This window comes from Salicibibacter cibarius, from assembly GCF_016495725.1.
GTDB classification, from domain to species: domain Bacteria; phylum Bacillota; class Bacilli; order Bacillales; family Marinococcaceae; genus Salicibibacter; species Salicibibacter cibarius.
Map to the genome: position 1 here is coordinate 270,915 of NZ_CP054705.1, position 24,522 is coordinate 295,436.

The 24,522-nt window shown below is 43.2% G+C and carries 26 protein-coding genes; 20 read left to right on the forward strand and 6 right to left on the reverse strand.

Annotated elements, in window-relative coordinates:
• Position 1: 1 nt before the first annotated feature.
• The 14 genes from HUG15_RS01435 (at position 2) to HUG15_RS01505 (ending at position 14,027) form a co-directional block, all read left to right on the forward strand.
• On the forward strand, positions 2 to 838 hold the full coding sequence (locus HUG15_RS01435; RefSeq protein ID WP_200126551.1) for an alpha/beta fold hydrolase: 837 nt from the start codon (positions 2 to 4) through the stop codon (positions 836 to 838).
• Positions 839 to 843: 5 nt separating this feature from the next.
• Positions 844 to 1,527, forward strand: a complete 684-nt coding sequence (locus HUG15_RS01440; protein ID WP_200126553.1) for a CoA transferase subunit A — start codon at positions 844 to 846, stop codon at positions 1,525 to 1,527.
• Positions 1,524 to 2,171, forward strand: a complete 648-nt coding sequence (locus tag HUG15_RS01445) for a 3-oxoacid CoA-transferase subunit B (RefSeq protein ID WP_200126555.1) — start codon at positions 1,524 to 1,526, stop codon at positions 2,169 to 2,171. Before HUG15_RS01440 ends, HUG15_RS01445 begins: the two co-directional genes overlap by 4 nt.
• 1 nt (position 2,172) lies before the next feature.
• Positions 2,173 to 3,375, forward strand: a complete 1,203-nt coding sequence (locus HUG15_RS01450) for an acetyl-CoA C-acyltransferase (RefSeq protein WP_200126557.1) — start codon at positions 2,173 to 2,175, stop codon at positions 3,373 to 3,375.
• 172 nt (positions 3,376 to 3,547) lie between these two features.
• Entirely contained in the window at positions 3,548 to 4,330 is a 783-nt protein-coding gene (locus tag HUG15_RS01455) for a dioxygenase family protein (RefSeq protein ID WP_200126559.1), read from the forward strand.
• Positions 4,331 to 4,561: 231 nt separating this feature from the next.
• A complete protein-coding gene (locus HUG15_RS01460; RefSeq protein ID WP_200126561.1) occupies positions 4,562 to 5,587 on the forward strand; it encodes an IS4 family transposase in 1,026 nt (341 codons plus the stop codon).
• A 264-nt stretch (positions 5,588 to 5,851) separates the two neighbouring features.
• Entirely contained in the window at positions 5,852 to 6,871 is a 1,020-nt protein-coding gene (gene dctP, locus HUG15_RS01465; RefSeq protein ID WP_200126563.1) for a TRAP transporter substrate-binding protein DctP, read from the forward strand.
• A gap of 8 nt (positions 6,872 to 6,879) precedes the next feature.
• Positions 6,880 to 7,368 (forward strand): TRAP transporter small permease, encoded by a 489-nt coding sequence (locus HUG15_RS01470; protein ID WP_200126565.1) that lies wholly within the window; start codon positions 6,880 to 6,882, stop codon positions 7,366 to 7,368.
• Positions 7,368 to 8,678 carry a TRAP transporter large permease gene (locus HUG15_RS01475; protein ID WP_200126567.1) on the forward strand — a complete coding sequence of 437 codons (1,311 nt, stop codon included), beginning with the start codon at positions 7,368 to 7,370 and terminating at the stop codon, positions 8,676 to 8,678. Before HUG15_RS01470 ends, HUG15_RS01475 begins: the two co-directional genes overlap by 1 nt.
• Positions 8,679 to 8,791: 113 nt before the next feature.
• On the forward strand, positions 8,792 to 10,132 hold the full coding sequence (locus HUG15_RS01480; protein ID WP_200126569.1) for an amidase: 1,341 nt from the start codon (positions 8,792 to 8,794) through the stop codon (positions 10,130 to 10,132).
• Positions 10,133 to 10,552: 420 nt separating this feature from the next.
• Positions 10,553 to 11,624, forward strand: a protein-coding gene (locus HUG15_RS23580; RefSeq protein ID WP_425504025.1) for an IS630 family transposase whose coding sequence is annotated in 2 segments (ribosomal slippage) — positions 10,553 to 11,070 and positions 11,069 to 11,624 — 1,074 coding nt in all. Because the reading frame shifts where the segments join, the coding sequence is not laid out codon by codon here.
• Positions 11,625 to 11,900: 276 nt separating this feature from the next.
• Positions 11,901 to 12,074: a hypothetical protein gene (locus tag HUG15_RS01495; protein WP_200126575.1), complete on the forward strand. Its 174-nt coding sequence runs from the start codon at positions 11,901 to 11,903 to the stop codon at positions 12,072 to 12,074.
• Between the two features lie 279 nt (positions 12,075 to 12,353).
• Positions 12,354 to 12,518 (forward strand): transposase, encoded by a 165-nt coding sequence (locus HUG15_RS01500; RefSeq protein WP_200128801.1) that lies wholly within the window; start codon positions 12,354 to 12,356, stop codon positions 12,516 to 12,518.
• Between the two features lie 384 nt (positions 12,519 to 12,902).
• Positions 12,903 to 14,027, forward strand: a complete 1,125-nt coding sequence (locus HUG15_RS01505; RefSeq protein ID WP_200126577.1) for an acyl-CoA dehydrogenase family protein — start codon at positions 12,903 to 12,905, stop codon at positions 14,025 to 14,027.
• 824 nt (positions 14,028 to 14,851) lie between these two features.
• Here HUG15_RS01505 and HUG15_RS01510 read toward each other — a convergent pair.
• From HUG15_RS01510 to HUG15_RS01530, 5 genes are all read right to left on the reverse strand, one after another.
• Positions 14,852 to 15,019, reverse strand: coding sequence for a hypothetical protein (locus HUG15_RS01510; protein WP_200126579.1), 168 nt, complete (start codon positions 15,017 to 15,019; stop codon positions 14,852 to 14,854).
• Positions 15,019 to 15,336 (reverse strand): hypothetical protein, encoded by a 318-nt coding sequence (locus HUG15_RS01515; RefSeq protein ID WP_200123699.1) that lies wholly within the window; start codon positions 15,334 to 15,336, stop codon positions 15,019 to 15,021. Before HUG15_RS01515 ends, HUG15_RS01510 begins: the two co-directional genes overlap by 1 nt.
• Positions 15,337 to 15,364: 28 nt before the next feature.
• Positions 15,365 to 16,147 carry an IS21-like element helper ATPase IstB gene (gene istB, locus HUG15_RS01520; protein ID WP_200123700.1) on the reverse strand — a complete coding sequence of 261 codons (783 nt, stop codon included), beginning with the start codon at positions 16,145 to 16,147 and terminating at the stop codon, positions 15,365 to 15,367.
• Entirely contained in the window at positions 16,144 to 17,694 is a 1,551-nt protein-coding gene (gene istA, locus HUG15_RS01525) for an IS21 family transposase (protein WP_200123701.1), read from the reverse strand. Before istA ends, istB begins: the two co-directional genes overlap by 4 nt.
• A 472-nt stretch (positions 17,695 to 18,166) precedes the next feature.
• Positions 18,167 to 19,057: a DNA-3-methyladenine glycosylase family protein gene (locus HUG15_RS01530; RefSeq protein WP_200126581.1), complete on the reverse strand. Its 891-nt coding sequence runs from the start codon at positions 19,055 to 19,057 to the stop codon at positions 18,167 to 18,169.
• Positions 19,058 to 19,151: 94 nt separating this feature from the next.
• Here HUG15_RS01530 and HUG15_RS01535 point away from each other — a divergent pair, with 94 nt between their 5' ends.
• The 6 genes from HUG15_RS01535 (at position 19,152) to HUG15_RS01560 (ending at position 23,625) form a co-directional block, all read left to right on the forward strand.
• Entirely contained in the window at positions 19,152 to 19,727 is a 576-nt protein-coding gene (locus HUG15_RS01535) for a bifunctional transcriptional activator/DNA repair enzyme AdaA (protein WP_246516455.1), read from the forward strand.
• The gene (locus HUG15_RS01540; protein ID WP_200126585.1) at positions 19,702 to 20,211 is read left to right on the forward strand and encodes a methylated-DNA--[protein]-cysteine S-methyltransferase; all 510 of its coding nucleotides are present in this window, start codon (positions 19,702 to 19,704) and stop codon (positions 20,209 to 20,211) included. Before HUG15_RS01535 ends, HUG15_RS01540 begins: the two co-directional genes overlap by 26 nt.
• On the forward strand, positions 20,201 to 21,019 hold the full coding sequence (locus HUG15_RS01545; RefSeq protein ID WP_200126587.1) for an SPL family radical SAM protein: 819 nt from the start codon (positions 20,201 to 20,203) through the stop codon (positions 21,017 to 21,019). The genes HUG15_RS01540 and HUG15_RS01545 overlap by 11 nt, the downstream gene beginning before the upstream one ends.
• 29 nt (positions 21,020 to 21,048) lie before the next feature.
• Positions 21,049 to 21,507 (forward strand): MOSC domain-containing protein, encoded by a 459-nt coding sequence (locus HUG15_RS01550; protein WP_200126589.1) that lies wholly within the window; start codon positions 21,049 to 21,051, stop codon positions 21,505 to 21,507.
• 56 nt (positions 21,508 to 21,563) lie between these two features.
• Positions 21,564 to 22,643 carry an NADH:flavin oxidoreductase/NADH oxidase gene (locus tag HUG15_RS01555; protein ID WP_200126591.1) on the forward strand — a complete coding sequence of 360 codons (1,080 nt, stop codon included), beginning with the start codon at positions 21,564 to 21,566 and terminating at the stop codon, positions 22,641 to 22,643.
• Between the two features lie 70 nt (positions 22,644 to 22,713).
• Positions 22,714 to 23,625 (forward strand): nuclease-related domain-containing protein, encoded by a 912-nt coding sequence (locus HUG15_RS01560; protein ID WP_200126593.1) that lies wholly within the window; start codon positions 22,714 to 22,716, stop codon positions 23,623 to 23,625.
• Between the two features lie 262 nt (positions 23,626 to 23,887).
• Here the strand turns inward: HUG15_RS01560 and HUG15_RS01565 are convergent, their stop codons facing one another.
• A complete protein-coding gene (locus HUG15_RS01565) occupies positions 23,888 to 24,520 on the reverse strand; it encodes a bifunctional 4-hydroxy-2-oxoglutarate aldolase/2-dehydro-3-deoxy-phosphogluconate aldolase (protein WP_200126595.1) in 633 nt (210 codons plus the stop codon).
• Positions 24,521 to 24,522 lie beyond the last annotated feature (2 nt).

A 24,522-nucleotide genomic window follows, 5' to 3' on the forward strand; every position in this document is an offset into this window, starting at 1 on the left:
CTTGGAGAGGAACTTAACAATTAAAGATAATATTCATTTGCATATATCGGAATCGAGAGGTGGAGACACCACCGTCATTCTCGTACATGGATTAACGGGTAATCATAAACAAATGTATTATTACCAGGAAAAGCTAGCCGAAGATTTCACAGTAATTAGTTACGATATTCGCGGACGTGGAGACAGCTCACCTGCTTCAGAAAATACATCGATTTTTACGCACGCTGAGGATCTACAGGCATTGATTGAAACGTTAAATATCCAAAACCCTATACTTGTTGGTTACTCCATGGGCGGCTATATTTGTGCATTAGTCGCAAGCAAGCTTGAAAACGTTGAAAAGTTAGTACTGTTAGATGGTGCGGGAGCGGTTGATGACACCCAGCGAGAACTAATCGCCCCATCGTTAAAACGCTTGGAAAAGGATTACCCCTCTGCAGAAGCTTATATAAACGAAACGAAAAATGTTTACGAAAAGTTAGCAGTCGATTGGGATGACATAACAGAAGCTGCTGCTAGGCATGAAGTTATGCTTGTCAATGATTATTGGGAACATAAATCAAATGTCTATCTTATTCGTCAAGACTTTGAAAGCTTTTATGATTTTCCGGCTGAGGGCGTTTTTATGGCTATTCAATGCAAAACAATGCTTGTCATAGCCACAGGAACTTTAGGAAGTAAAGCATCGTTGTTTGATAAGTCATCCTATATGAAACTTCGACAGATTCTGGCTCCTTCCGAGGTGAAAGTGACAAATGTGAACCATTATGAACTTGTTTTTAACAAGCAGCTAGAGACGATCCAGAAGGTACATACATTTATTGAAAAAGGAAGGTGATAAATATGGTACAGATGACTAATACATCTGCGATACATGATCATGTTAAGAGCGGAGATACGCTGATGGTTGGTGGCTTTGGCCTTGTTGGTAGTCCGCTTACGCTCATTGAGGCATTGACCAAACATGATGTAGAAGATTTAACGATTATAAGTAACAATGTCGGTGAAACTGGTAAAGGACTTGGGAAATTACTACAGCAAGGAAAAATCAAAAAAGCCATAGGTTCTTATTTTACAAGTAACCGTGAGGTTGCAGACTGGTATAACCAAGGAAAACTGGAGTTAGATCTGCTCCCGCAGGGCACATTGTCGGAAGCTATTCGATCGGGTGGGGCCGGGATTGGAGGATTCTATACAAAAACGGCTGTTGGTACGGACTTAGCAGATGGGAAAGAAACAAAAGTCATTGACGGTGAAACGTATGTATTAGAACGATCGCTCAAAGCAGACGTTGCACTGATCAGAGCAGAGAAAGCAGACACAAAAGGAAATCTTGTTTATTACAAAACAGCACGTAATTTCAATCCAAATATGGCAACAGCTGCTTCTTATGTGATTGCTGAGGTTGATGAAATTGTGGAAGAGGGGACATTATCACCAGAGCTGATTGCCACTCCACATTTATATGTCGATGCAGTTGTGCAAAGTCGTTATGTCCTTACAAAAGAAGGAGTGGTGGAACGATGAGCCATAAAGAAAGAATCGCTCAACGCGCAGCTGAAGAACTTTCTCCTTCCTCGATTATTAATCTAGGGATTGGCATACCAACTTTGGTAGCGAATTATCTCGATAAAGAACAATATATCATGCATACGGAAAATGGCATGCTTGGTGTGACGTCCGTAGAAGAGGAAAATATCGATCCACTCATTGTTAATGCTGGAAAACAGCCTGTCGGAGAAGCAGTTGGAGCGTCCTATTTTGATAGCGCGGCTTCCTTCGCCATGATTCGTGGCAGTCATGTTGACGTGGCCATCCTGGGTGCCCTTCAAGTTGACAGTGAGGGACTAGTAGCGAATTGGGCTATCCCTGGTAAAAATATTATCGGTGTTGGCGGCGCTATGGACCTTCTTGTGGGTGCTAAAAAAATTATCATTACAACCAATCACGTTGCCAAAGATGGATCAGCTAAGCTTGTGCAAGAATGTGAGTACCCAATCACTTCGAGAAGACGTGCCGATGTTATCATTACCGACCTCGCTGTTTTTCATTGGAGAGATGAGGGCTATGAACTCACAGAGGTAATGGAAGGGTCCAACATTGAAGAGATCAAAGCAAAAACAAAGCTTTCCTACCGCGTTCATCCCAGTGCAATGCAGAAGGAGGGATAGGATGGACCCAGTTGTTATAATTGATGCCGTTCGCACCCCAATTGGTCGCTACAATGGAATGCTTAAAGATATACGGCCCGATGACTTAGCCAGTCATGTTATCCGTTGCCTTATTGAACGCCAGCCAGACCTTCCGCCTGAAAATATTGATGATGTGATTTTTGGGAACGCCAATGGGGCAGGGGAAGAGAACCGAAATGTAGCACGGATGGCTGCTCTCCTTGCTGGTCTTCCTCAATCGGTTAGTGGCACAACCATCAATCGATTATGTGGTTCCAGTTTGGACGCGATTAGTATGGGAGCCCGATCTATTTTGTCCGGGGAAGCGGATGTCATCCTAGCCGGTGGAGTGGAAAGTATGAGTCGTGCCCCGCTTGTTATGAAAAAACCTGAAAAATCTTTCCCACGTGGGGATATGACATTGCAGGATACGACGATAGGTTGGCGTTTTGTCAATCCAAAGATGGAGGAGATGTACGGCACAGATTCGATGCCTCATACTGCTGAAAACGTTGCCCAACGCTACAACATTTCCCGGGAAGAGCAGGATTATTTTGCGTATCAAAGCCAACAACGCGCGAAGTTAGCTATGGAAACTAATCGCTTCGAACAAGAAATAATTCCGATCGTCAAAAAAGAAAAAAATGGGGAAGAAACAGTGATTGACAGCGATGAGCACCCTCGCCCCGAAACGACGCTAGAAAAGCTTGAGAAATTGCGACCACTGTTTGCGGACGGAACAGTAACTGCCGGTAATGCATCCGGCGTTAATGACGGAGCAGCTGCGGTATTGCTTATGCGAGAATCGAAAGCCAAAGCGTTTGGGTTAAAACCTCTTGTCCGGTTTCGTGCTTCATCAACAGCTGGCGTCGAACCATCGGTTATGGGGCTGGGACCGATTGCTTCTACCGAGAAATTGATGCAAAGACATGGCATTTCGAACAAAGATTTTGATGTAGTGGAGCTAAATGAAGCGTTTGCATCTCAATCTCTAGAATGTATGCGACAGCTAGATTTTGATTCATCGCGAGTCAATGTCAACGGTGGTGCAATTGCCTTTGGACATCCTTTAGGTGCAAGTGGAGCAAAGATTTTAGCTTCTCTCATATATGAGATGAAAAGAAGTAATCATGAACTGGGACTTGCGACGATGTGCATCGGTGTTGGCCAAGGGATTTCACTAGCAGTGGAAAACGTAGTGTAATGGCATGTGCGAACGTTCATGACTGAGTAGATCTTTCATAGTTAGTAAACTATTTGAGGGGGGTGATAGAGATAGGTGAAGCGATTATTCTAACTCATTTTCTTGACTACTCTGACTAAATTCCTGCATCGGCGAATGTTAATACTCTATCTCGTAAAAGGAGGAAGTAATCATGAATAAAAATACTACAACAAATACTAGGGTGGAAGAAGTATTTAATCTTTATATCAATCATATGAAAGAATTTTTAAAGGAAGCTAAGTTGAATCACGAAGAATATACAAACTTTGTCAACTGGGCCGATCGACTAGGAAGAGAAGGTGAACTCCCTCTTTTCGCCGACGTTTTCCTTGAAACTCATGTATTGCAAGCGATGTATACTGATATGCCTGGGACACAACCTTCACTTTTAGGCCCATTTTTTATTGAAGGATCTCCGTTGGTAGAAAAAGAACCTGGAAAATCCTATGTCGTTTTACCACAACGTCCAGATGAGCCTGGTGAAACTTTCTATTTTAAAGGAAGTGTCAGTAATACTGAAGGAAAGCCATTGGCCAATACACGGGTCGAATTTTGGCAAAACGATCACAATCGAGGTTATTCGCATTTTGATTCAGATGCCCCGGAGTATAATTTAAGAGGCCACTTCTATACAGATGAAAACGGGGATTTTGAAGTCAAAACAATTGTACCACTACCATATTCGATTCCTACCGATGGCCCGACAGGCGAATTCTTGGGTTATACGGATCAGCATTCAATGCGCCCTGCCCACCTTCATATTATGTTTGAAGCAGAAGGGCACGAAACCTTAATTACGCAAGTCTTTTTTGAAGGGGATGAATGGCTAGAGACAGATGTTGCCGAAGGTGTCCGAGACGAACTTTTAACAGAATTAAAGGATCAAGGAACCTATAAAACAGCTTCCTTAGATTTTATGATGAGGAAGATATGACCAACCGAATAACATACAAGAGCATTCCTTTCATGAAAAAAACCTAGCCTTAACCAAAATGAGCCTCCTTCGGATAGTAGGATATGTCGACATATCCTACTGAATAGAAAAACCAAGGAGGCTCAAAATCAGGCGCGTTGATTAGCCAAAATTATCCAAGCAAATGACTTAAAAAAATGAAGGCATCACTATGACCATAAAGGTAAACCCTACCAAAGGAGTGATGCCTTCATGGGACAATCTAACACACTTTTAAAGGTTTTTAAATCCTTCGTGTCGATGGAAGAAATCGAGAACATTCTTCGTTCACATGATTACCAAGAAGTCGGGCGAAAATGGCTGGGAACCGATCAAATTTTCTTTTGGCTATTGGCGTCAAGTGAACAATGGCAAAATTACCGTGAAAGCGAGAACAAACTCAAAATTGATCCGAGCCTCAAAGCCGTTGATCACACGACGTTATCGACAAAAGCTAGCATCCTTCCTTATGAAGCCGTCAAAGAGATACTGGAGCTTTTAGGTTCCCGTTTCAATCGGGAAACTCGTCGTTCCATGGACTTGCCGGTTTCGTTGGCAGCGCTGGATTCAACGACGATGACCGTAGGCGAAAACCGGCTCCCATGGGCGCCTTATCACGGGAAACGTAACGGCGTTAAAATGCATACATTTTTCCGTGTGGATACGCTGCTTCCGATCCAAGTGGAGGCTTCCAAAGGATTGACGCATGATGCGGCTGTTGCTCATTCATTTTCGCACCAATTGATCACATCTGTTCGAGACCGCGCCTATGCCACCATCCGTGATTTCGATAACCTTGAAGACGAGGGCAAAGGCTTTGTGATCCGCTTGAAAACGTCCATCTATACCGAAGAGCGGGAGCCTATCCCACGTGTAACGTCTGAACATTCCAGAGTTTTCGATGATTATTCAGCGAAAATAGGGAAAGGGAAGAAGCAGTCCAATCACCGGTTTCGTATCGTTTGTTTTTATGATGATGAAGGGAATACCCTTCGGGTGGCCACAAACCTCAGCACCCTTTTTGCCGAAGATATCGCCGATCTCTATAAGGCACGCTGGCAGATCGAGCTTTTTCACCGCTTTCTCAAACAACACTTGAATCTGAATCACTTCTTTGGAACGACGCCGAATGCGGTCTATGGGCAATTATTTTGCGCCATCATGGTTTATATGGTCCTGCGATTTTTATACAACCAGCTGGCACCTGTATGGCGGATGACCCGGCGTACGTTCATTTAATTTGCACGGGAATTGATCCTTGGTACATCACCATTGGAAGTCAAAGACACCTTAGCCCAATTTCTAGATGACAGGAAGAACATGACACCTACGTAAGTAATTGTATGGAATTTAATGGTAAATCAACGCGCCTGGCTCAAAATAAATTATTACTCTCAAATTGAAAGACGAAAGAATACCGTTTGGCAAAAAACTAGTTTTTAACTTAACACTGGGCTGAGATAAGGATACCACATGATACGTACATATATGGGAGGGCTGATAATGGTGGTAATAAAATCATTTCTTTTAATGATTCCTGTTGCAGTTATTATATCAATATTCTTTGCGTCCGGTGAGGCAACATCACATTCTAATGAGGAAGAGGTGGTTGAATATACAGCAGTAAGCTTTATACCTGAATCTGACCCTATGACAGATATGATTGATAATTGGATAGAGGATGTTGAATCAGCTACAGATGGAAGGGTTGAAATTAATTGGATAGGAAGCACTGATGTCTTACCAGTTAATGCTCAGGTAGAGGCATTGGAAAGCGGAGTGATAGATGTATTATTTGGTCATGTAGGTTTGTATGAAACCAGGATTCCTGCCACGACTGCCTTGGCTCTTTCAAATTTAGATCCTTGGGAGGAACGTGAAAATGGGTTATATGAAAAAATGGACGAGGAGCATGATGAAATTAATGCGAAATATATCGGAAGATGGTTGGTAGGCGGGCCTCAAATATGGTTAAACGAGCCTATCGAAGAATTAAATGATTTAGAAGAATTACAAATAAGGTCAGCCCCTAATTATACACGATTATTTTCTGAACTTGGTATTTCTCCTGTAATTACCGATCCCGCCGATGTCTATACCTCCCTTCAAACTGGAGTCGTCGAGGGACTTGTTTATGGAGGTTTGTTAGGGCCGCGCGAAAATGGGTGGACTGATTCTGCTAATTATGTGTTAGACCATCCATTTTGGAATCAGAACACTACTATATTAATGAACGAAGATAAGTGGGGTGGAATTACAACAGAAGATCAGAAGGCTATTAATCAAGCTACAACTGATTTTGAAAAAGAAATGGTAAATTATTTTGATGAACAAAATAGCGAAGAAAGAGAGAATTTAAAGGAAATAGGTATACAATTTATAGATTTATCTGCTGAAGAAGAAGAAATTTTTCTTAGGACAGCTCAAGAAGTAGAATGGAATAATTTAGAAAATATTATCCCTCAAAAAGTAGACGAATTAAGAATGCTCACTGATGAAGTACAAGAGAACGAGGAGAATTAAATGCTGCTATGATAAATAAAATTGTAAATGCAATGAGCACATTGGGATTGATACTATTAGTCGGGTTGGTAATATTTATAGTCGTTGAATTAATAAGTCGTAATGTATTTAATTTCGGTATTCCTGGAGCAGTGGAGATTACCGAATATTTAATAGCATATATTGCTTTTTTAGGGGCACCTTGGATTTTGAAAGAAGATGGACATGTTAAAATTAGTTTAGTCATAGACAGATTATCCTCCAAGAAAAGAACCGCGGTATTAATGACAAGTAGTATTATAGGTTTCATCGCTACTTCCATTATATCAGTTGTTGGTTTTTTACAAGTTATAAGTTTATATAACAGAAATGTTCTGACAGAAACGGTTCTAGGGCTACCGCTAGCTTTACTAATAGCTATTGTACCAATTTCATTTTTATTAATTGCAGCTCAATTTATTATTAAATTTTCCAATGCCCGGGAAAATTTCCGACGCATGGAAAAAGGTGATGTTTAATGGAATGGATTATATTTGGTTTTTATATTATAGGCTTTGTTTTTTTACTTATGTTAGGTCTGCCAGTAGCATTTTCTTTTTTAACCATTAACATGATTGCTGTTTTCTTTTTGTGGAATGGTGTTAGCGGGTTAGAAGTGATGACTATTAACCTGTTCGAGTCTATCAGTTTGTTTTCACTCTTACCAATACCAATGTTTATTCTTATGGGTGAACTGATGTTTAGAACTGGGATTGGATTCAACGTAATCAATGCATTAGGAAATTGGATGGGTGCGATACCGGGACGCCTAAGTTTGCTCTCAGTAGGGAGTGGAACCCTTTTTTCTGTTTTGAGTGGTTCAAGTGTTGCAAGTACATCATTATTAGGATCATTACTTGTGCCAGAAATGAAAAAAAACGGTTATAAAAATGAAATGTCTATAGGACCGATATTAGGTAGTGCCGGGTTGGCTACAATGCTTCCTCCTACTGCTCTAGGAGTCATACTTGCTTCTTTAGCTGGCATTCCTGTTGGAGAATTCTTGATAGCTATTATTATTCCTGGTTTAATACTAGCCTCTATATTTATTTTATACATAATTATACGGTGTAGACTTAATCCGGATTTGGCTCCGAAATATGATGTAAATATAGTAAGCACTAGAAAAAAAATAAAAGATACAATCATGTATATATTTCCACTAGGTTTAATTGTGGGAGCAGTGGTTATTATTATCGTATTTGGGATTGCTACTCCTACAGAGTCAGCAGTTATAGGGGCATTAGGCGTGATAATACTTACCGTAATTTATAGAAAAATATCGTTACAACTATTTGTTGATTCCTTTAGAGGCACTCTACGGATTACTAGTATGATTTTGATGATTATGGCTAATGCTGCTATTTTTAGTCAAGTTCTAAGTTTCACAGGAATTACTGATGGTATAATTTCTTTAATCGATAATCTTGATATACCTACTATTATATTGATTTTATTAATACAATTCCTTTTAATAATATTAGGTTTATTCCTGGAACCAGTGTCTATTATGATGATGACACTTCCTCTTCTTGTTCCGATAGCACAGGGGGCAGGATTAGATATAACTTGGTTTGGAGTAATTCTTTTAATCACCATACAAATGGCTACTATCACCCCCCCATTTGGAATGGATCTTTTTGCTATGAAAGGGGTGACAACAAATGACATAAAAATGGGTGATATCTATCGATCAGCTCTCCCATTCGTTATTTTAATGATATTATGCATGATATTAATAATTCTAATCCCTTCTTTGGCCCTATGGTTGCCTAGTTTAATGAATTAATTCAGCCTTCTTTTTGCGCGTATCTTATTTGTATTGTTTTAAACCCAGGAAGACAAAAGTTGTATGAATATCAGGAATGAATTTTTGCAAACAAAAATTTTGGAGGCGGGATTTTGAGCTTACTAAATAGATTAACCATTCATGAAGCTTCAGAGCTCATCAGATCTGGAGATATCACACCTGTGGAACTGGTAAACGATTGTCTCGATCGAATAAAAGAAATAGACGATAAAGTCCTTGCATGGCGGGAAGTTGATGAAGATCGTGCAATTGAATCTGCAAAATTATTGTCTAAAGAAGCAAGAGAAGGGAAGATCCGCAGTCCATTACACGGTATTCCCATAGGAGTTAAAGATATTTTCGATGTTGCTGATTTGCCGACACGGGCGGGCACTGAAATATGGGAGGACATTGCACCATCCGAGAAGGATTCAAATATCGTAGCAAGACTACGAGAATTGGGAGCCATTATAATTGGAAAAACGCATACAACTAAGTTTGCATTTTATGATCCTGCACCAACGCGTAATCCCTATAATACGTGCCATACTCCCGGGGGATCGAGCAGCGGATCGGCTGCTTCTATTTCATCTGATATGGCATTACTTACAATTGGTTCCCAAACCAATGCATCAGTTTGTCGACCGGCTGCCTATTCGGGTGTAGTGGGGTTCAAACCAACAACTAACAGCATTAAAATGGAAGGTGTCCGACCATTGGCTCCGACCTTTGATAGTCTTGGATTTTTCGGACAACATGTACGTGACGTTGCTGAGGGGTATCAACCATTTAGCAAAAGGTCACAGAAGGAATTTGATGATTTGTTATCGGGCTTACATCACTCTCATGTTGGTGTTGTTTCAGATCCGCTATATTCAAAGGCGTCAAGTGATGTACAGGAATTACAGAAGGAAGCCGTTTTAAAACTTAGAGCCAATAATTTTGAAATTAAAGAGGTGACACCTCCTCGACCTTTCGAAAATTTAATCGAAATCCATCAGACAGTTATGGCTTATGAGGCCTCACAAAATTACTCTGAATTGGTGAAAAAACATCATATTGATGGTAAGTTTGCTAAACTTGTTAAAGATGGGGAGCAGATAAGTGAAAAAACATACAAAAATGCACTTAGTGACATTAACGTTTCTAAAAACGAAATGTGGGATCTATTCAATAGCTTTGACGTATTGCTTGCACCTCCAACGGATACGTCGGCTCCTGAAGGTATCGGATGGACCGGGAACCCGAGTTTCACCACTCCCTGGGTCATTTTCGGAGGTCCACTGCTTGTAATACCTGGAGAGGTTGATCACAAAGGCCTCCCTTTGGCTACAATGCTAGCTTCTGCCCCCGGTACGGATCTTGACTTAATAAAAAATGGTTTGTCAATCGAACGTATTATGGATTTTTCACCAAGACCAACGTTTAAATTAAATCATGATAGAAGTAACTAAATGGTACCTCCATCAATCCACTAATGATTCTTCAGAGTTTTGGCCAATATATCTCTGAAAGGTGGAGTGGTGACTGTTAGTTATAAACAGGTGTACGTTATACTGTGATTGCTGAATTAGGTGTTGTTGAATAGATGAAAATTCCCTTATTGACAAGGATTTTCGCTATTTTTATCGAAGTAAAGTGCACAGGAAAGTTTACAAAGAGACGAAAAAACCTTGTATCTGAAAGACGGAATCATGTATCACCATTCGGAACATCAAATGCTTTTACCCAATGACTTTTTTCTACCATTGGGCGGCCGAATGAACCCGTATACCGTTGGGTCGTGCTGGCTATATAAATGGCAGAAAAGGATTTTAAGCATATCCGTCGAACCTTATTAAGTAAGGAAAACACTTATAAAGGGGCGGACGCAAATGAACGTAAAAATCCTAAAAGAAGATCGTGATCCAGCAATTCAAGAAGTCAAAGGAGCTATGCATAAACTTAAGAAGCAGAAGCCAAGAGATCTTCAGATGTTTCGACGTTACCAAGCAATAGTGATGTATTTAAAAGGGCGTACGTACAAAGAGATCGGCGAAGTGATCCATTGTACCGAGCAAACCGTCTGCAGCTACGTTCGCGCATATAGAAAAGATGGATTAGAAGGATTGATTCCCGGCCAATCGCCTGGGCGGCCAAGATTATTGACGGATGAGCAGGAACAGGAAGTCTATCAACTCATCGTTGAGTCTAAACCCGTTGATGTCGGTTTCCCAGCTGAGATGAATTGGACATCATTCATGCTCCAAGATTGGATCAAGCACACCTTTGATGTTACCTATTCTGATCGCGGTGTTCGTCAGTTGCTTTATCGCCTTGGATTCAGTTACACAAAACCAACCTATACATTGAAAAAAGCGGATCCGGCAAAGCAAGAAGTCTTCAAACAAGATTTTGAAACGGCTAAAAAAAATGAAGGAGGGCGAAATTGATCGAATTCTGTTCCAAGATGAAAGCATGATCCGAGATTATCAGGCATTAGCCAATACTTGGTTTCCAAAAGGCCAACAAAAGATGATCCCGACTTATGGGAAACACCGTGGCGTCAAGTTATTAGGAACCCTTGATTATGAAACGGGCGAAACGTTTTGTGTCGAAGAAGAACGATATGACGCTAAAGTGTTTTTATCATTTTTCAAAAAGGTGCTTGAGACGTACCCCAATCAAAAAATCGTCATGATTCTGGACAATTCCAAGATTCATCATGCGAAACTTATTCAACCTTTTTTAAAGGAACATGCGGATCAACTCCAACTCATGTTTCTCCCGCCATATAGCCCACAATTGAATTTAATCGAAGGCCTATGGGGATGGCTGAAAAAATCGGTGATCTATAATGTCTTCTATGAGACCGTTGAACAGATTCGTGAAGCCGTCCAGTCCTTCATTGCTAAGATCAATAAGGACCCGGAAAGAGTCAGGAAACGCCTTTGTATCAAATTATAAATCTTTTATGCCACGTATATAGCTTGATCCCATGGTGGAAAGTTGAAGAGTCCTAGAACCAAGCGTATTCGGTCCGAATGGCTTTGGGTGCATTGATTCAGAGAATTCAGGCAGACAAAGGAAGTATTGCAGGTACAGGCTATCGATCATTTGACGTGTTGCAAGAACCGTTTTGCGGAACACGGAAGAAAACCACGAACCCACGGGAGCCAAGCTCGACGATCATACCTGTCCCTTGCCAAGCAGAAAAGCCCGAAACGCAAAAAGGTACGAATAGTGATTCGAAAGCAGCTGGGCTTCGTTGTGCAAGATCTTAACTATCTGGAGGAACTGTCCAATGATTCCGAGCTCGAGCGCCTAAGCAGCAAACAGTATCGTGAACTTCTTGTTATACAGGAATTGTACCGCCAGCAAAAACAAATGTTTGAAACGAAGACCCCACCGTATTGACGATCGGATCGTTAGCCTTCATCAACCTCATGTTCGGCCATTGTTCGTGGAAAAGCCCATATGAATGTGGAGTTCGGCGCCAAGTTATCCATGAGTCTGGTTCGTATGAACGTTTCTCGACAACTTGTAGTGGGATGCGTATCACGAAGCCGCTGATTTTCCAGATGCGGTGGAAGCCTATGTCCAACGCACAGGTGTCTACCCCGAAGCTGTTTTGGCGGACAAGATTTATCTCACAGCGAAAACCGAAAGCACTACAAGGAACACGGGGTCGGCCTTATGGGTCCCAAGCTGGGATGCCCTCCCAAACAAGAATCCAAAGTGCAAAAGCAGATCGAGAAACAGGATGCCGCAGAACGAAATGCCATTGAAGGGAAATTCGGCGAAGGCAAGCGCACCTATGGCCTCGGTCTTATTCAAGCATACCTTCGAAACCACCAGTGAAACGGTGATTTCCCTTCAAAAGCTCGTCATGAATCTCTCGAAAGCCCTTCGGGAGCATTCTTTTTTTATTTTTTCATGTATTTGGATCCTGGTGAATACAAAATCAAAGTGTACTAATCATGCTATATTACATGTATCATTCAAACCTAAACTGCTGTTGTCTGATACTTATAAATTTTTTTATACTATTAGTATGAAATAAATATAAATTTGCCTCATGCCCAATCACGTTATTAAAAAATCGTATTTGGAAAAACGCTCCCCCCTTTTGCTTTGTTGAAAGTCCCATCAAACGACAGAATGTGAGGATACAAAAATATTTTAATTTTTTCTGTTAGAGTAAATATATTCAGCGAAACTAATTTAAGTTAAGGAGGAGACATTATGAATGTCACAATGAAAAATCAGGAAATATTTGATCGAGTGTTAGATGAAGTCCGCTCCCGACGGGACGAATTTGAAACAAAGCGGCACGTTCCCAAGGACATGGTGGAACAACTCAAAGAAGTTGGTGTCTATCGAGCTCACGCACCAAGCTCTTTTGGTGGAGATTCTCTTTCACCAATGGAGTTTCTCAAGCTAATTGAGTCTATATCAGAGGCTGACGGCTCCACCGGCTGGGTAGCAAGTTTCGGCTCTGCGGCGTTTTACATTGCATGTCTACCGCAAGAGAGTCTCGAAATAGTTTACGCGAATGGACCGGACGTTTCCTTCGCAGGCGGTTTCTTCCCAGTTCAACCCGCAGAGAGGGTCGAAGGTGGCTGGCGTGTGAGTGGTCAGTGGAAATTCGCAAGTGGCTGTGTTGGTGCTGATATTCTCGGCGTCGGTATCGGCACTACAGAAGATGGTAAACCGCTTGTTGCTGTCCTTAGACCTGAGGACGTAGAAATAGTGGACAACTGGGAAGTAATTGGGATGCGCGGAACGGGTAGTCATGACCTACGGGTGAAAGACGTCTTCGTCCCTGATAATTGGACCTTTGTCCGTGGTGGAGTTCCTTCTGTTGAAGAACCAGTCTACCAGTATCCATCCATCGCTTATGCAGCACAGGTACTGGCCGTAGTCAACCTTGGTATTGCACGTGCTGCTATTGATGAGATAACTAAGATGGCAGGTGCCAGTTCTATCACTGGGGCACCGAAGATGGCGGAACGTGCTTATTTACGAATCTCCTTAGCAAAAGCCGAAGCATCACTACGGTCGGCACGAGCTTTCTTTTATGAGACGACTGAGTCAGCATGGGAGTCTATTCTAAAAGGTGATGGTGTATCCGCAGATCAAACAAGTGACCTTCGTCTAGCAGCTACCCAAGCTGCCCGTGAAGGGGCGCAGGTCGTTCAGTCAACCTATATGCTTGCTGGAACCAAGGCAATCTACGACGGACACCCGCTGCAACGCTATCTGCGCGATGCGATGGTCGTGACTCAGCATGCATTTCTCAATGAAAGCATGTACGACGGAGCCGGATCGATATCCCTAGGTGTGCCACCAATGCGCGGTTATATTTGATCTTCTCATGCACTATTCGTTTTTAGTATATAGCCAAGTCTAAAGAAATCTTTTTTGAACATCCACCGTGGGGTTATATGTTCTAACCCTCACCATCCATGCAAAGCAACTTTCCAGGATTTCTAAGTGATTCTTTCGAGCACTTTCATTAGTATAAATGATTTTTCGGCACACATAGCCTTTTGATTGATCGCTGAAAACGCAATTGCTCTCATAATGAGCAGGATGATCGATAATGTGGGCTTATCTCACCTGTTTTCGCTGATCTGTGCCGAGGACAAACCCCGTTATCTCTTTTCAGATGATAACGTAGCCGTCACTCTGCAATGTTCAGCATCATGAGCGCAATCAACAACAGATAGACGAGTCTTCACTCGTTATAAAAAAGATAAAATTCGTTTGAAATCGTTTTGACATCATCATGGGTTTTGTTGTATTCGCAAGTTAACTGTTCACCTGTCATGGATAAGTTATCACTGGTTCAAAAAACATGAACTTCTTGCGAATCCAATCCTCTGCGACCTTATATCGGTGACGGTTTTATCCTTTTCAATATCTTTGATGGGCCTTCTTGGGAGGGATTCACCGTAAATTATCTTAGTAGTTAAATTGACGAAAAAAACAGCTATACTCTGTGACTGAACGTAAATGATTATTAGTGCGGGTATAATCCCGCACTTTCATTCTCGACAAAAAGAGCAGCAACAATCATTCTATTTTGTGCTTGATAGACTTTACGACGAAAGGTTAGAAAGGTAACCGAAACAGATGACGCAAATTGGGAGGGAAATTTACGAGGGGCTTCAGGAATATGACTGACCCCGCTAAAAATCAGGCTGAGTACGGCGGACAATTCTTACCACTTGTGCGGTCTTTTTTACCACCTTTTGCAGGAAAATGTACCACTCAATGCGGATCCCTTTACCACAGATGAAAAGAACGGCTTGAAATAAGATATTCCCCGCCCATGGGCGGGGAATATCTTTAGCCATTAAAATGGGAGTCTCCCTAATTCAAAGTCAAGCTCACATTTCAGCTTATCAATCTTTTTTTGTAACTCTTCCACTTTTTCCTCGAGTCTTACGATTTTGGTTTTATCACTAATTCCTTTTTCATAGGGTGTTCCAACACGACTTAAATCGACCAAAAACGATAATACTGCTGGCTCTGTAATATTGAAATCTTCTCCATTTTCTGTTGCTTCGATTTCACCTTCAGCGATCCATTTTCTAACATCTAATTCATCGCAGTCAATCTCATAATTGTGTAGGAGATCGAGAGTCTCCGCGAGTGTCATGTATTCCCTCATTTTAAACACCCTTTCATTTCTAGGTTTTTTATAAAAAATTGTTGTTCTCTTTATCGTTTGCCGTTTGTTTTTGCACACCAAGACGTTCGCGCATCGACACTTTTCCGTCAATGAAAATATCATAGGAATCATGAATAATTCGGTCGAGAATGGCTTCTGCCAAGGTGCCATCTCCCAGTTTCTCGTACCATCCATCAATATCAAATTGAGAACAAAAGATGTTGGATTGTTTTGCCTGACGTCTTGCGTTTATGATTTCAAGAAGGAGAGCTGCTTCTTCATTGGTTAAGGCGTGAAGCAGCCATTCATCAAGAATAAGAAGATCTACCTTTAGAAGCTTTCTCATGAGTTTGACATAGCTGTCATCCTGTTGATATTTTGCAAGTTTAAATTCCTCTAATAGATCAGGAAGCCGTGTGTAATGTACTTTGAAGAACTGTCGGCACGCCTGTACGCCAAATGCGGCGGCCATCCACGATTTCCCGGCTCCAGACACGCCTTTAAAGATAATATTTCGCCCATCCAGAATATAGCTTCCGCTGGCTAAACGCTGGAGTAAATCTTTGTCTAGTTTCCGGTCATCATAATACATGATCTCTTCGATTGAAGCCGGTTCAGGAAACGCTGCCTGTTTGAGAAGACGGTTGAGTTTATTACTTTTCCGGCGGGATTCTTCATGGTCAATTAAGATGCCGAATAATGTATCAAAATCCATCTCTTTATTTTCTGCCTTCGTGAAAAGAGATTCATAGGCTTCTGCCATCCCTGATAGTTTCAATGTTTTTAGTTTATCAATATTCTGCTGGTTCATTTGTTTTTCCCTCCAAAATAGGAAGCCCCACGTGTAAACGCATGCTTATTTTTGACGTTCTGTTGCTTCTGTGTGAAAGCTTTCTCTGCGTCTGCTTTTTTATTGTTCTTGATGAGCGTTTGAATACTTTTTACTGTAGGCCGATTCGTGATCTGGTGGACCATTTTACACGCACGTTCGATATCATAAACCGTGTAGGTGCGTTCCAATTTCTTTAAGGCAAAAACAGACTTCAGCGCTTGTTTTTCAACCCCGTAGCTCTCCAACAAGAACTTCACCACGGAAAGCGTATGTTCCCCAACATCTGTAGCCCAATCTAATGCATTTTGCGGCGTTTGTTCCACGTAATGCTTATGGTTATCCGGCATATGATCTTTCACAGTAGAATGTTGGCCGTATTTCCCATATAATGTTTGATGTGAGGCAATCCTCATGTGATCGAAATAGACTTCGATCACATGATCTGAGACTTTCACATCGACGTGCTTTCCGATGTATTCATAGGGAACGGAGTAGAACATGCTTTTCACAGAGATGTGATAATCAGGCTGCACCTTGGCGGTTCGCCACTCAGACATCTCGTAGGGTTTAACGGGAAGAGGAGTAAGGGCGAACTTCTCTTCTTCCATAAACGCTGACCAGCGAGAGCCTTCTTTTTTTGTGAAGGGCCGGTGGTTAAACTCCCCTAGCTTCTTTCGGATCTCTTGGTTCATTTCCTCCAACGTAAAACATTGGACATGCCTTAACGCAGCGATAATCCACGTCGACACCGTGTTCACCGAACTTTCCACACTCGGCTTATCTTTGGGTGAACGCACGCGTGCTGGCATGACCACGGAGTGATAGTGGCGGACCATTTCTTCATACGTCTTGTTTAACACCAGCTCTTTGGAGGTATGCTTGGTCACCCCTGTCCTTAAATTATCGGGCACAATAATTTGGGTGGTGCCTCCCATGTATTCAAACGCGTGTTGATGAAGCTTAATCCAAGAAGCTAAATCCATGGATAAAGAGCCCTCCACATAGGAAAGCTGAGAACACGGTAAAGCTGCCACAAATACATAGACTTTCACTTTTTCCCCGGTATCGGGATCAATGATAAATAGGGTAGAACCTGCCCAATCGACTTCTAACAATTCCCCTGGTTTCCGCTTAATTCTCATGGTCGCTTTATACTTCTGGGCAAAATTGTGGTAGTGTTCCGTAAAAGTCCGATAGGCATAGGGAATCTTCGCTTGGTCCCGGGCTTTCCTCACATATTCCTCATGAAGCAATGTCAAAGTGACATGGGGCTTGGCCAACTCCTCATGCAAATAATCAAAATCAATCATTTGCCGTCCAGAAGCTTCTAACTTTTTCTCTGGATATAGAAAATCTTCAATCCAAGCATCTGTCATTTCCTCATCGAGCGGACACTTCAACCCTCTTTTCTCCGCCAAGCGTATGACTTCCGTTACTTTTTGCCTTGAACGGCGGGTCATAGCTGCGATACTTCGTAAACTCCTTTCCTCGTCATGTAATTCCAGCATCTGTCGATATGGGAACATAAAAAACCTCCTGTATTCCTAATGTCATGCCGTTTGGCATGCCCATTAAGTATACAGGAGGTGGTGTATTGGTAAAGGCTTCCGCAATAAGTGGTAAATATCTCCGCACTTGGTGGTAAAAAAGATTGCAAGGGTGGTACAAACCGAATGCAATACTCAATCAGGCCAAAAACCATTTAAGGGATAGCGTCAAGAAAATGCAAATTTACAACGCTAAGCCTAGTTTTCAAGACGATTCTCCACATGAAAAAATTAGCTTAATCTTATAAACGTTATAAGTGTGGTTGTTATTTTAATGCTAAGATTTTTTTGAATGAAACGATAAGGAAACAGAATCTCGGGCTTTTATGAAGGGAATGAGTGGGCAGAGAGGAGTCTTTGTGACCCCTCTCCTTTTTACGGTAATATAAAGATTTGTGAAGTATATTTTTTCGCATCTTATTTTAAAGCTACATTAGGGGGTGTCCTTTTTTTAATACAACATCCGCCACAAGTAGAAGGTCGCGTACGTTTCCCAGCCCCTCCAATGTTCGGCGTATTGCCGGATTTCTGCTTTGGTGGGCTTCTCGTCGTATCCGAGCGTGAGTTTGAAGGCATTTTGTAATCCGACATCGTCGATGGGAAAGGCGGATGGATAACGTAAACAGCGCATGAGCACGTAATTGGCTGTCCAAGGACCGATGCCGCGAATGTTCACGAGCATTTTTTCGGCTGTTTTAAAGTCTGCCTCGAGTAATTTTTCTTTCGATAATTCGTTGCTTTCGATGAGTCGGGCTACGCCGATTAGGTATTCGGCTTTTTTCTGTGTCATTTTTAAAGCAGCCAGATCATCGACTTGGAGCCTCGCGATCGTCTCCGGGAGCGGGAAAAGCCAATAATGATCCACCTTCTTGCCGAATGCTTCCACGAAACGGCGTTTTAGTGTATAGGCAAAAGAAAGATTGATTTGCTGGCCTAAAATCCCCCATGCTAGAGCTTCGAATAAATCGGGGAGTCCAACGTTTCTTAACCCATAAAATTTGGCCGTAGGTTCATGCAATAACGGGTCATTTTTCGTGAGCTGATAAAACGACTCCAGGTTTGTGTCCAGGTCAAACCATTCCCATATATAACGGGCGACTTCGGCTCTGGCATCTTGAGCCGCCCCCGATAAGAAGCGGACGAAGAGAATCCGATCACCCTCCGAGCTGATCTCAACGACGACGGTCTCATTTTGCAATGCCAATGCTCGATAAATCTTTTCATCTGAGATGCTAAACATGCATTCATCCGCCGATCGTGAAAGGTAGCCGATGTTTTCTTTGAAACTGAATGCTTTCGGCGCAAAGATTCGCAGATAATCTTCGTGGTCTTCCCATTCCATATCTTTCTCCCGCCTTTCAATATCTTGCTTTTATAATCACTAAATGTTCATTCATCAGGTTTCATCCGTTATAATAAACAGGAGAGGTGATGAAATGGGCATCCCATCTTCGTATTGGTTAGCGATCATCCATAATGATCCCGCTTATGATGATCTGTTTTTCTATGGTGTGTGTACGACCGGGATATTTTGTCGGCCGTCATGCAAATCGAGGGTACCAAAAAAAGAAAATGTACGTATATTCAAAAATGCACATTTGGCACAGGCTGCGAAATATCGCCCGTGCAAACGCTGTAAACCGGATGGTTTGCGTTTGCCGGATGAAGAATGGGTAGCACAGATAACAGAGTGGATCGACGCCCGTGTTCATGAACCGCTGACGTTGAGTCATTTGGCGAATGCAAGCCACGGGAGCCCGTACCACCTGCAGCGAACGTTTAAAAGGGTTATGGGCATAACGCCTAACGAATACATTCAAACCATTCGTCTCGAAAAGGCAGTTGCCTATCTGGAACATAGCGACCGCTCGATTACCGATGTTGGAAGGGCAGTTGGCATCCGGAATACTCCCTATTTTACCACATGGTTTAAACAAATCATGAAACAAACGCCCGGAGACTATCGAAAGCAGAGGAGGGAAGCAGTTGAGCGATCGTATCTATTGGAGTAGCGTTAAATATGGAAGTTGGCGCTTTTATCTTGCCGCAACGGAAAAGGGACTCTGTTACATTAGTTCCCCGAACCGTTCTTTTGAAGAATTAGAAGCCTGGGCGAATCGGGCTTTTGGGGAATATCACCTTGTGGAGGATGCTAGCGTGTTGTACCCTTACGTTAAGGAACTCGAAGAATATTTTCATGGGCAGCGGCAGGCGTTTTCCTTTACGGTCGATATGCATGGGACGGCATTTCAATGTGACGTTTGGGAAACACTGAATTGTATTGGGTTCGGTGAAACGCTCAGCTATTCGCAAGTTGCCGGACGAATGGGGAAACCGAAAGCGGTCAGGGCGGTTGCCTCCGCCATCGGAGCGAACCCGGTACTAATCGTGACACCTTGCCACCGCGTGATCGGAAAGGACGGCTCTCTTGCCGGTTACCGTGGCGGGTTTGAAATGAAGCAGTTTTTATTGGAGATGGAGCGTCATGCAAAGTGAACTGTTCTATAAATACCCAAAGACAATCCTCAATAAAGGCACCGGATTTTTGTCCGGGTACACCCATTCGTTAAACCCTTATGTGGGCTGTGCGTACGGCTGTTCTTTTTGCTATGTTCGCGAAATGCCGGTTTCCACATTTCGCGATGAGGAGTGGGGAGCGTGGGTTGATGTGAAAAAAGGGGCGGCAGACCTTTTGCAAAAAGAACTGGCACGGGCGAAGAAAAAGGATGGGGTGACCATTTTTATGTCCTCCAGCACCGACCCTTATCAACCGGCCGAGCATAAAGAATGCATCACACGATCGCTCCTCGAAGTGATGGTCGAAGATCCGCCGGATTTTCTGCTTGTCCAGACGAGAAGCCCGATGGTACGCAGGGACATTGATTTATTTTTACAGCTGGAAAATAACGTACGTGTCAGCATGACGATTGAAACCGACCGCGAAGAGATTCGCAAGCATTTCACCCCCGGTGCGCCGGCGATTCGTGGCCGTTTAAAGACATTGCAATTATTAAAGGAAGCGGGTGTGCCGAGCCAGGCGACCATCGCGCCGCTTTTGCCAAGCAGTCGGTCGTTCCCGGATCTATTGCGGGAATATGTGGACCGCGTTTGCATCGACGATTATTTCATGGGCGATGGCAGTGGGGGACGACGCACCGAGAACTTGGGCATTCGGGAAAAATATGAAGAACTGGGCTTGGAAAAATGGTACGAGCCGGTGACCTATCAAAAGCTAATGAGAAGGTTTCAGCGCGTGTTTTCTGACGACCAGATTTATGTCAGCCGAGAGGGGTTTATGCCATAAGGAATTTTATAAGAAATGGGGTTTTCAAAATGAATGGAACCATTCACTCAATCTTTGTGACTGACACTACCGGCGCTACTCCCGCGTCGGTCCATTCGATTCGCGCGGTACCCGGTAAAGGCTTGGAGGGCGATCGGTATTATCATAAGGCCGGCCATTGGTCGCACAATGGAAACCTGCCCCGTGATGTTACGCTCGTTGATATCGAAACGTTGGAACGCGTCGAAAAAGAATACGATATCGTGATTGAACCCGGAGAGCACCGGCGAAATATTGAAACGAAAGGGGTTGATCTGAGTCAGCTCATTGGTCGGGAATTCCGGATTGGATATATTGCTTTACAAGGCATTCGTGTTTGTGAGCCTTGTGCTCATTTGGTTGATCTCACCGGAAAACAGCCATTGCTTAAGGGATTGGTACATAGCGGATTGGTCGCAGAAATCCTGACAGACGGGGTTATGAATGTTGGCGATCAGATTCAAAAGTGATTTCTGCGTTTGGTTATTGGCAAAATGATTGATAAACGAAAAGAAACGAGCTTTTCATGCCACATCTTTTTTCACCATTGCCCATTAAAAATGTCACGTTGCGAAATAGAATTGGCGTTTCACCGATGTGTCAATATAGTGCCGAGGATGGGTTTCCAAATGATTGGCATCTCGTACATCTTGGTTCTCGCGCGGTTGGCGGGGCCGGGCTCGTGATTGCCGAGGCTACGGCAGTAGAGCCGCGAGGCCGAATCTCTGCCGAGGATTTGGGCATTTATACCGATCAACATATCGAAGCTTTTCAAAGGGTGACCCGATTTATCAAAGAACAGGGAGCGGTTCCGGGCATTCAGCTAGCGCACGCGGGAAGAAAAGCATCGACCTATGCGCCTTGGATGCAAAAAGATTACGGCGTAAATCTCCCTGATGCCGAAGGGGGATGGGAGGTTGTCGGCCCGAGTGCCGTTCCGTTTTCCGAAAAAAACCGGGCACCGCGAGCGCTGTCTGTAGAAGCAATTCACGAGGTTCAGGATGCGTTTCGCCAAGCAACGGTTCGAGCTAGGGAAGCTGGTTTTCAATGGATGGAATTTCACGCCGCCCATGGCTATTTGGCGCACAGTTTTTACTCTCCGCTCGCGAACGAACGCACTGATGAATATGGCGGCAGTTTTGAAAATCGCATCCGTTTTACGTTGGAAACGGTTCGAGCCATGCGCCAAGAGTGGCCGGACGATTTGCCGTTCACTGTGAGAATTTCCAGCTCTGATTGGGTCGTAGACGGTTGGACGCTCGACGACTCCATTGAACTCTCGAAACGCTTAAAAGCAGAGGGCGTAGATCTTATCGACTGCAGTTCCGGCGGGAACACGCCCAATCCGGGCATTGATGTCGGTCCGGGGTATCAAGTTGCTTTTGCCGAAAGAATTCGTCAAGCCGCCGATATCCGAACAGCTGCCGTCGGCTTGATTAACGAGGGGATGCAAGCGGATGATCATATTCGTAACGGCCGGGCTGATCTCGTACTGATGGCACGGGAAATGTTAAGGGATCCCTATTTTCCATACAGGGCGGCGCAAGTTGTCCATCAAAGCGACAAGTTGGATATCCCACCGCAATATGAACGGGGATGGAAATAGACCCGCGTATACGTGCGTGGGTTTTGTTTTCCTGCTATACTATAAAAAAATCAATGAAAGGATGTGTGCCGTGATAATAAAATCACGCGAAGCCCCATTTGAATTAAAAATTTTGCGATTACTGAAGCCGCGAATGACCCTTCCGGATACACAGCATTATTTAAATCTGGAAAAAGGATTTGAGGGCGAACGTCAACTGGATGTTTGGATGGAAGACCTTACGAATGATTGCCTGATCATCAATGATTTGTTGCTCAAGCATAAACAACAGCTTTTTCAAATCGACACACTGCTTATTTTTTCTAACAAGATCAATCTTTTTAATGGGAAATATTATGAAGGTGACTATTATACTGAACACGATAAGTGGCATGTGATGCCCGGCAAAGAAGTCAACGATCCATTGCTGCAGTTAAAACGGAGTGATTATCTCCTACGTCAACTGCTTCAACACCTTAAGATGAACTTCCTCCCGATTGAATCCCTCCTTATTTTCAACAACCCGGCATTTATGTTGTACAACGCCTCTCGCAAGTTACCGGCTGTTTTTCCAAACCAACTTCAACGCTATATGAAAAAATTAAACAGCGAACCATCAAAGATCAATCGCAAGCATGAACATCTCGCTGAAAAGTTAGTTTCCGTACATGAAGAAAAGCCCCCGCATATCGAGCTTCCGGATTATGACTTTGTGCAATTGGAAAAGGGGGTGGTGTGCACAAAGTGCTCTACGATTATGTTTTTTTCAGCTGAAACATTCGACTTTAAGTGTGAACATTGTGGCCGCGAAGAAAAATTCAAAACTGGATTGCTTCGAAGTGTTGAAGAATTTACAATTCTTTTTCCGGATAAGAAAATAACCACGCATGCCATTATGGATTGGTGTGCGCTAAATGGGGATAAGAAAAAAGTAGCTAGGGTACTTGCTAGTCACTACAAGCGCATAGGGCATGGTAAGTATTCATATTACATTGATCAATGATACTATAAATGTTTGCAAGCGGTCCATATGACACCCCGGTAAGTGAAAAATCCACAAATAGAGGTGCCATGAGCCGCTTATGATGCCTCGCAATGGAAGAATCTATCAACCGGAGGTGCCATGAACTGCCTATGACACCTCGTAAAAGGAAAATCCATCAAACAGAGGCGTCATGGACCGCGGATGACACTTTAAGAGGAAAAATAATCCAGTTTCTGTGGTTCCATACTCTTACCTTGAGTAGCTTAGTAAAACCTGGCACCTACCTCGGTCGCGCCTCTGCAACAAATTTCCTCGCGTGTGCGGTTAAGCCTTCCCAATCCTGGGCCGAAATCAAGCTTTTATCCAGCAACGAGCCTCCGGCGCCAACGGCAACAGCACCGGCGCGTATATAATCGGCAATATTATCAAGGTCAATGCCTCCCGTTGGCATCATGGGAATATGGCCGAGCGGGCCTTGTAATGCTTTTATAAAAGCAGGGCCGACTGAATCAGCCGGGAATACCTTTACGAGATCGGCCCCCCAGTTTTTCGCTTGCAATGCTTCCGTTGGCGTGAATATTCCCGGGATGACGATCGTATTGTACCGATTGCTTGCTTCAATGGTTGCGCGGTCAAGCGTCGGGGCAAAAATAAACTCGGCGCCCGCTTGAATCGCCTGGACAGCGGTTTCTTGATCCAGTACCGTTCCCGCCCCGACAACCGCTTTGTCCCCCAAACGTTCGCGCAGTTTGCGAATAGAATCAAATGCATCATCCGAGTCAACAGTAATTTCCAGTCCGGTCACACCCCCGGCAACGAGTGCATCGGCAATGTCATGAATATGTTCACTCGGCAACCGGCGCATAACGGCAACAACGCCTGATTCGAGTAATTGCGGCAACTTTGTTTTCATAG

Coding starts and splice junctions, on each gene's coding strand:
- HUG15_RS01470 (WP_200126565.1), top strand. CDS start 6,880: ATGATAAATAAAATTGTAAATGCAATGAGCACATTGGGATTGATACTA.
- HUG15_RS01500 (WP_200128801.1), top strand. CDS start 12,354: ATGGGTCCCAAGCTGGGATGCCCTCCCAAACAAGAATCCAAAGTGCAA.
- HUG15_RS01550 (WP_200126589.1), top strand. CDS start 21,049: ATGAATGGAACCATTCACTCAATCTTTGTGACTGACACTACCGGCGCT.
- HUG15_RS01455 (WP_200126559.1), top strand. CDS start 3,548: ATGAATAAAAATACTACAACAAATACTAGGGTGGAAGAAGTATTTAAT.
- istA (WP_200123701.1), bottom strand. CDS start 17,694: ATGTTCCCATATCGACAGATGCTGGAATTACATGACGAGGAAAGGAGT.
- HUG15_RS01565 (WP_200126595.1), bottom strand. CDS start 24,520: ATGAAAACAAAGTTGCCGCAATTACTCGAATCAGGCGTTGTTGCCGTT.
- HUG15_RS01445 (WP_200126555.1), top strand. CDS start 1,524: ATGAGCCATAAAGAAAGAATCGCTCAACGCGCAGCTGAAGAACTTTCT.
- HUG15_RS01460 (WP_200126561.1), top strand. CDS start 4,562: ATGGGACAATCTAACACACTTTTAAAGGTTTTTAAATCCTTCGTGTCG.
- dctP (WP_200126563.1), top strand. CDS start 5,852: ATGGTGGTAATAAAATCATTTCTTTTAATGATTCCTGTTGCAGTTATT.
- istB (WP_200123700.1), bottom strand. CDS start 16,147: ATGAACCAGCAGAATATTGATAAACTAAAAACATTGAAACTATCAGGG.
- HUG15_RS01515 (WP_200123699.1), bottom strand. CDS start 15,336: ATGAGGGAATACATGACACTCGCGGAGACTCTCGATCTCCTACACAAT.
- HUG15_RS01545 (WP_200126587.1), top strand. CDS start 20,201: ATGCAAAGTGAACTGTTCTATAAATACCCAAAGACAATCCTCAATAAA.
- HUG15_RS01535 (WP_246516455.1), top strand. CDS start 19,152: ATGGGCATCCCATCTTCGTATTGGTTAGCGATCATCCATAATGATCCC.
- HUG15_RS01440 (WP_200126553.1), top strand. CDS start 844: ATGGTACAGATGACTAATACATCTGCGATACATGATCATGTTAAGAGC.
- HUG15_RS01505 (WP_200126577.1), top strand. CDS start 12,903: ATGAATGTCACAATGAAAAATCAGGAAATATTTGATCGAGTGTTAGAT.
- HUG15_RS01450 (WP_200126557.1), top strand. CDS start 2,173: ATGGACCCAGTTGTTATAATTGATGCCGTTCGCACCCCAATTGGTCGC.
- HUG15_RS01475 (WP_200126567.1), top strand. CDS start 7,368: ATGGAATGGATTATATTTGGTTTTTATATTATAGGCTTTGTTTTTTTA.
- HUG15_RS01530 (WP_200126581.1), bottom strand. CDS start 19,057: ATGGAATGGGAAGACCACGAAGATTATCTGCGAATCTTTGCGCCGAAA.
- HUG15_RS01555 (WP_200126591.1), top strand. CDS start 21,564: ATGCCACATCTTTTTTCACCATTGCCCATTAAAAATGTCACGTTGCGA.
- HUG15_RS01510 (WP_200126579.1), bottom strand. CDS start 15,019: ATGGCTAAAGATATTCCCCGCCCATGGGCGGGGAATATCTTATTTCAA.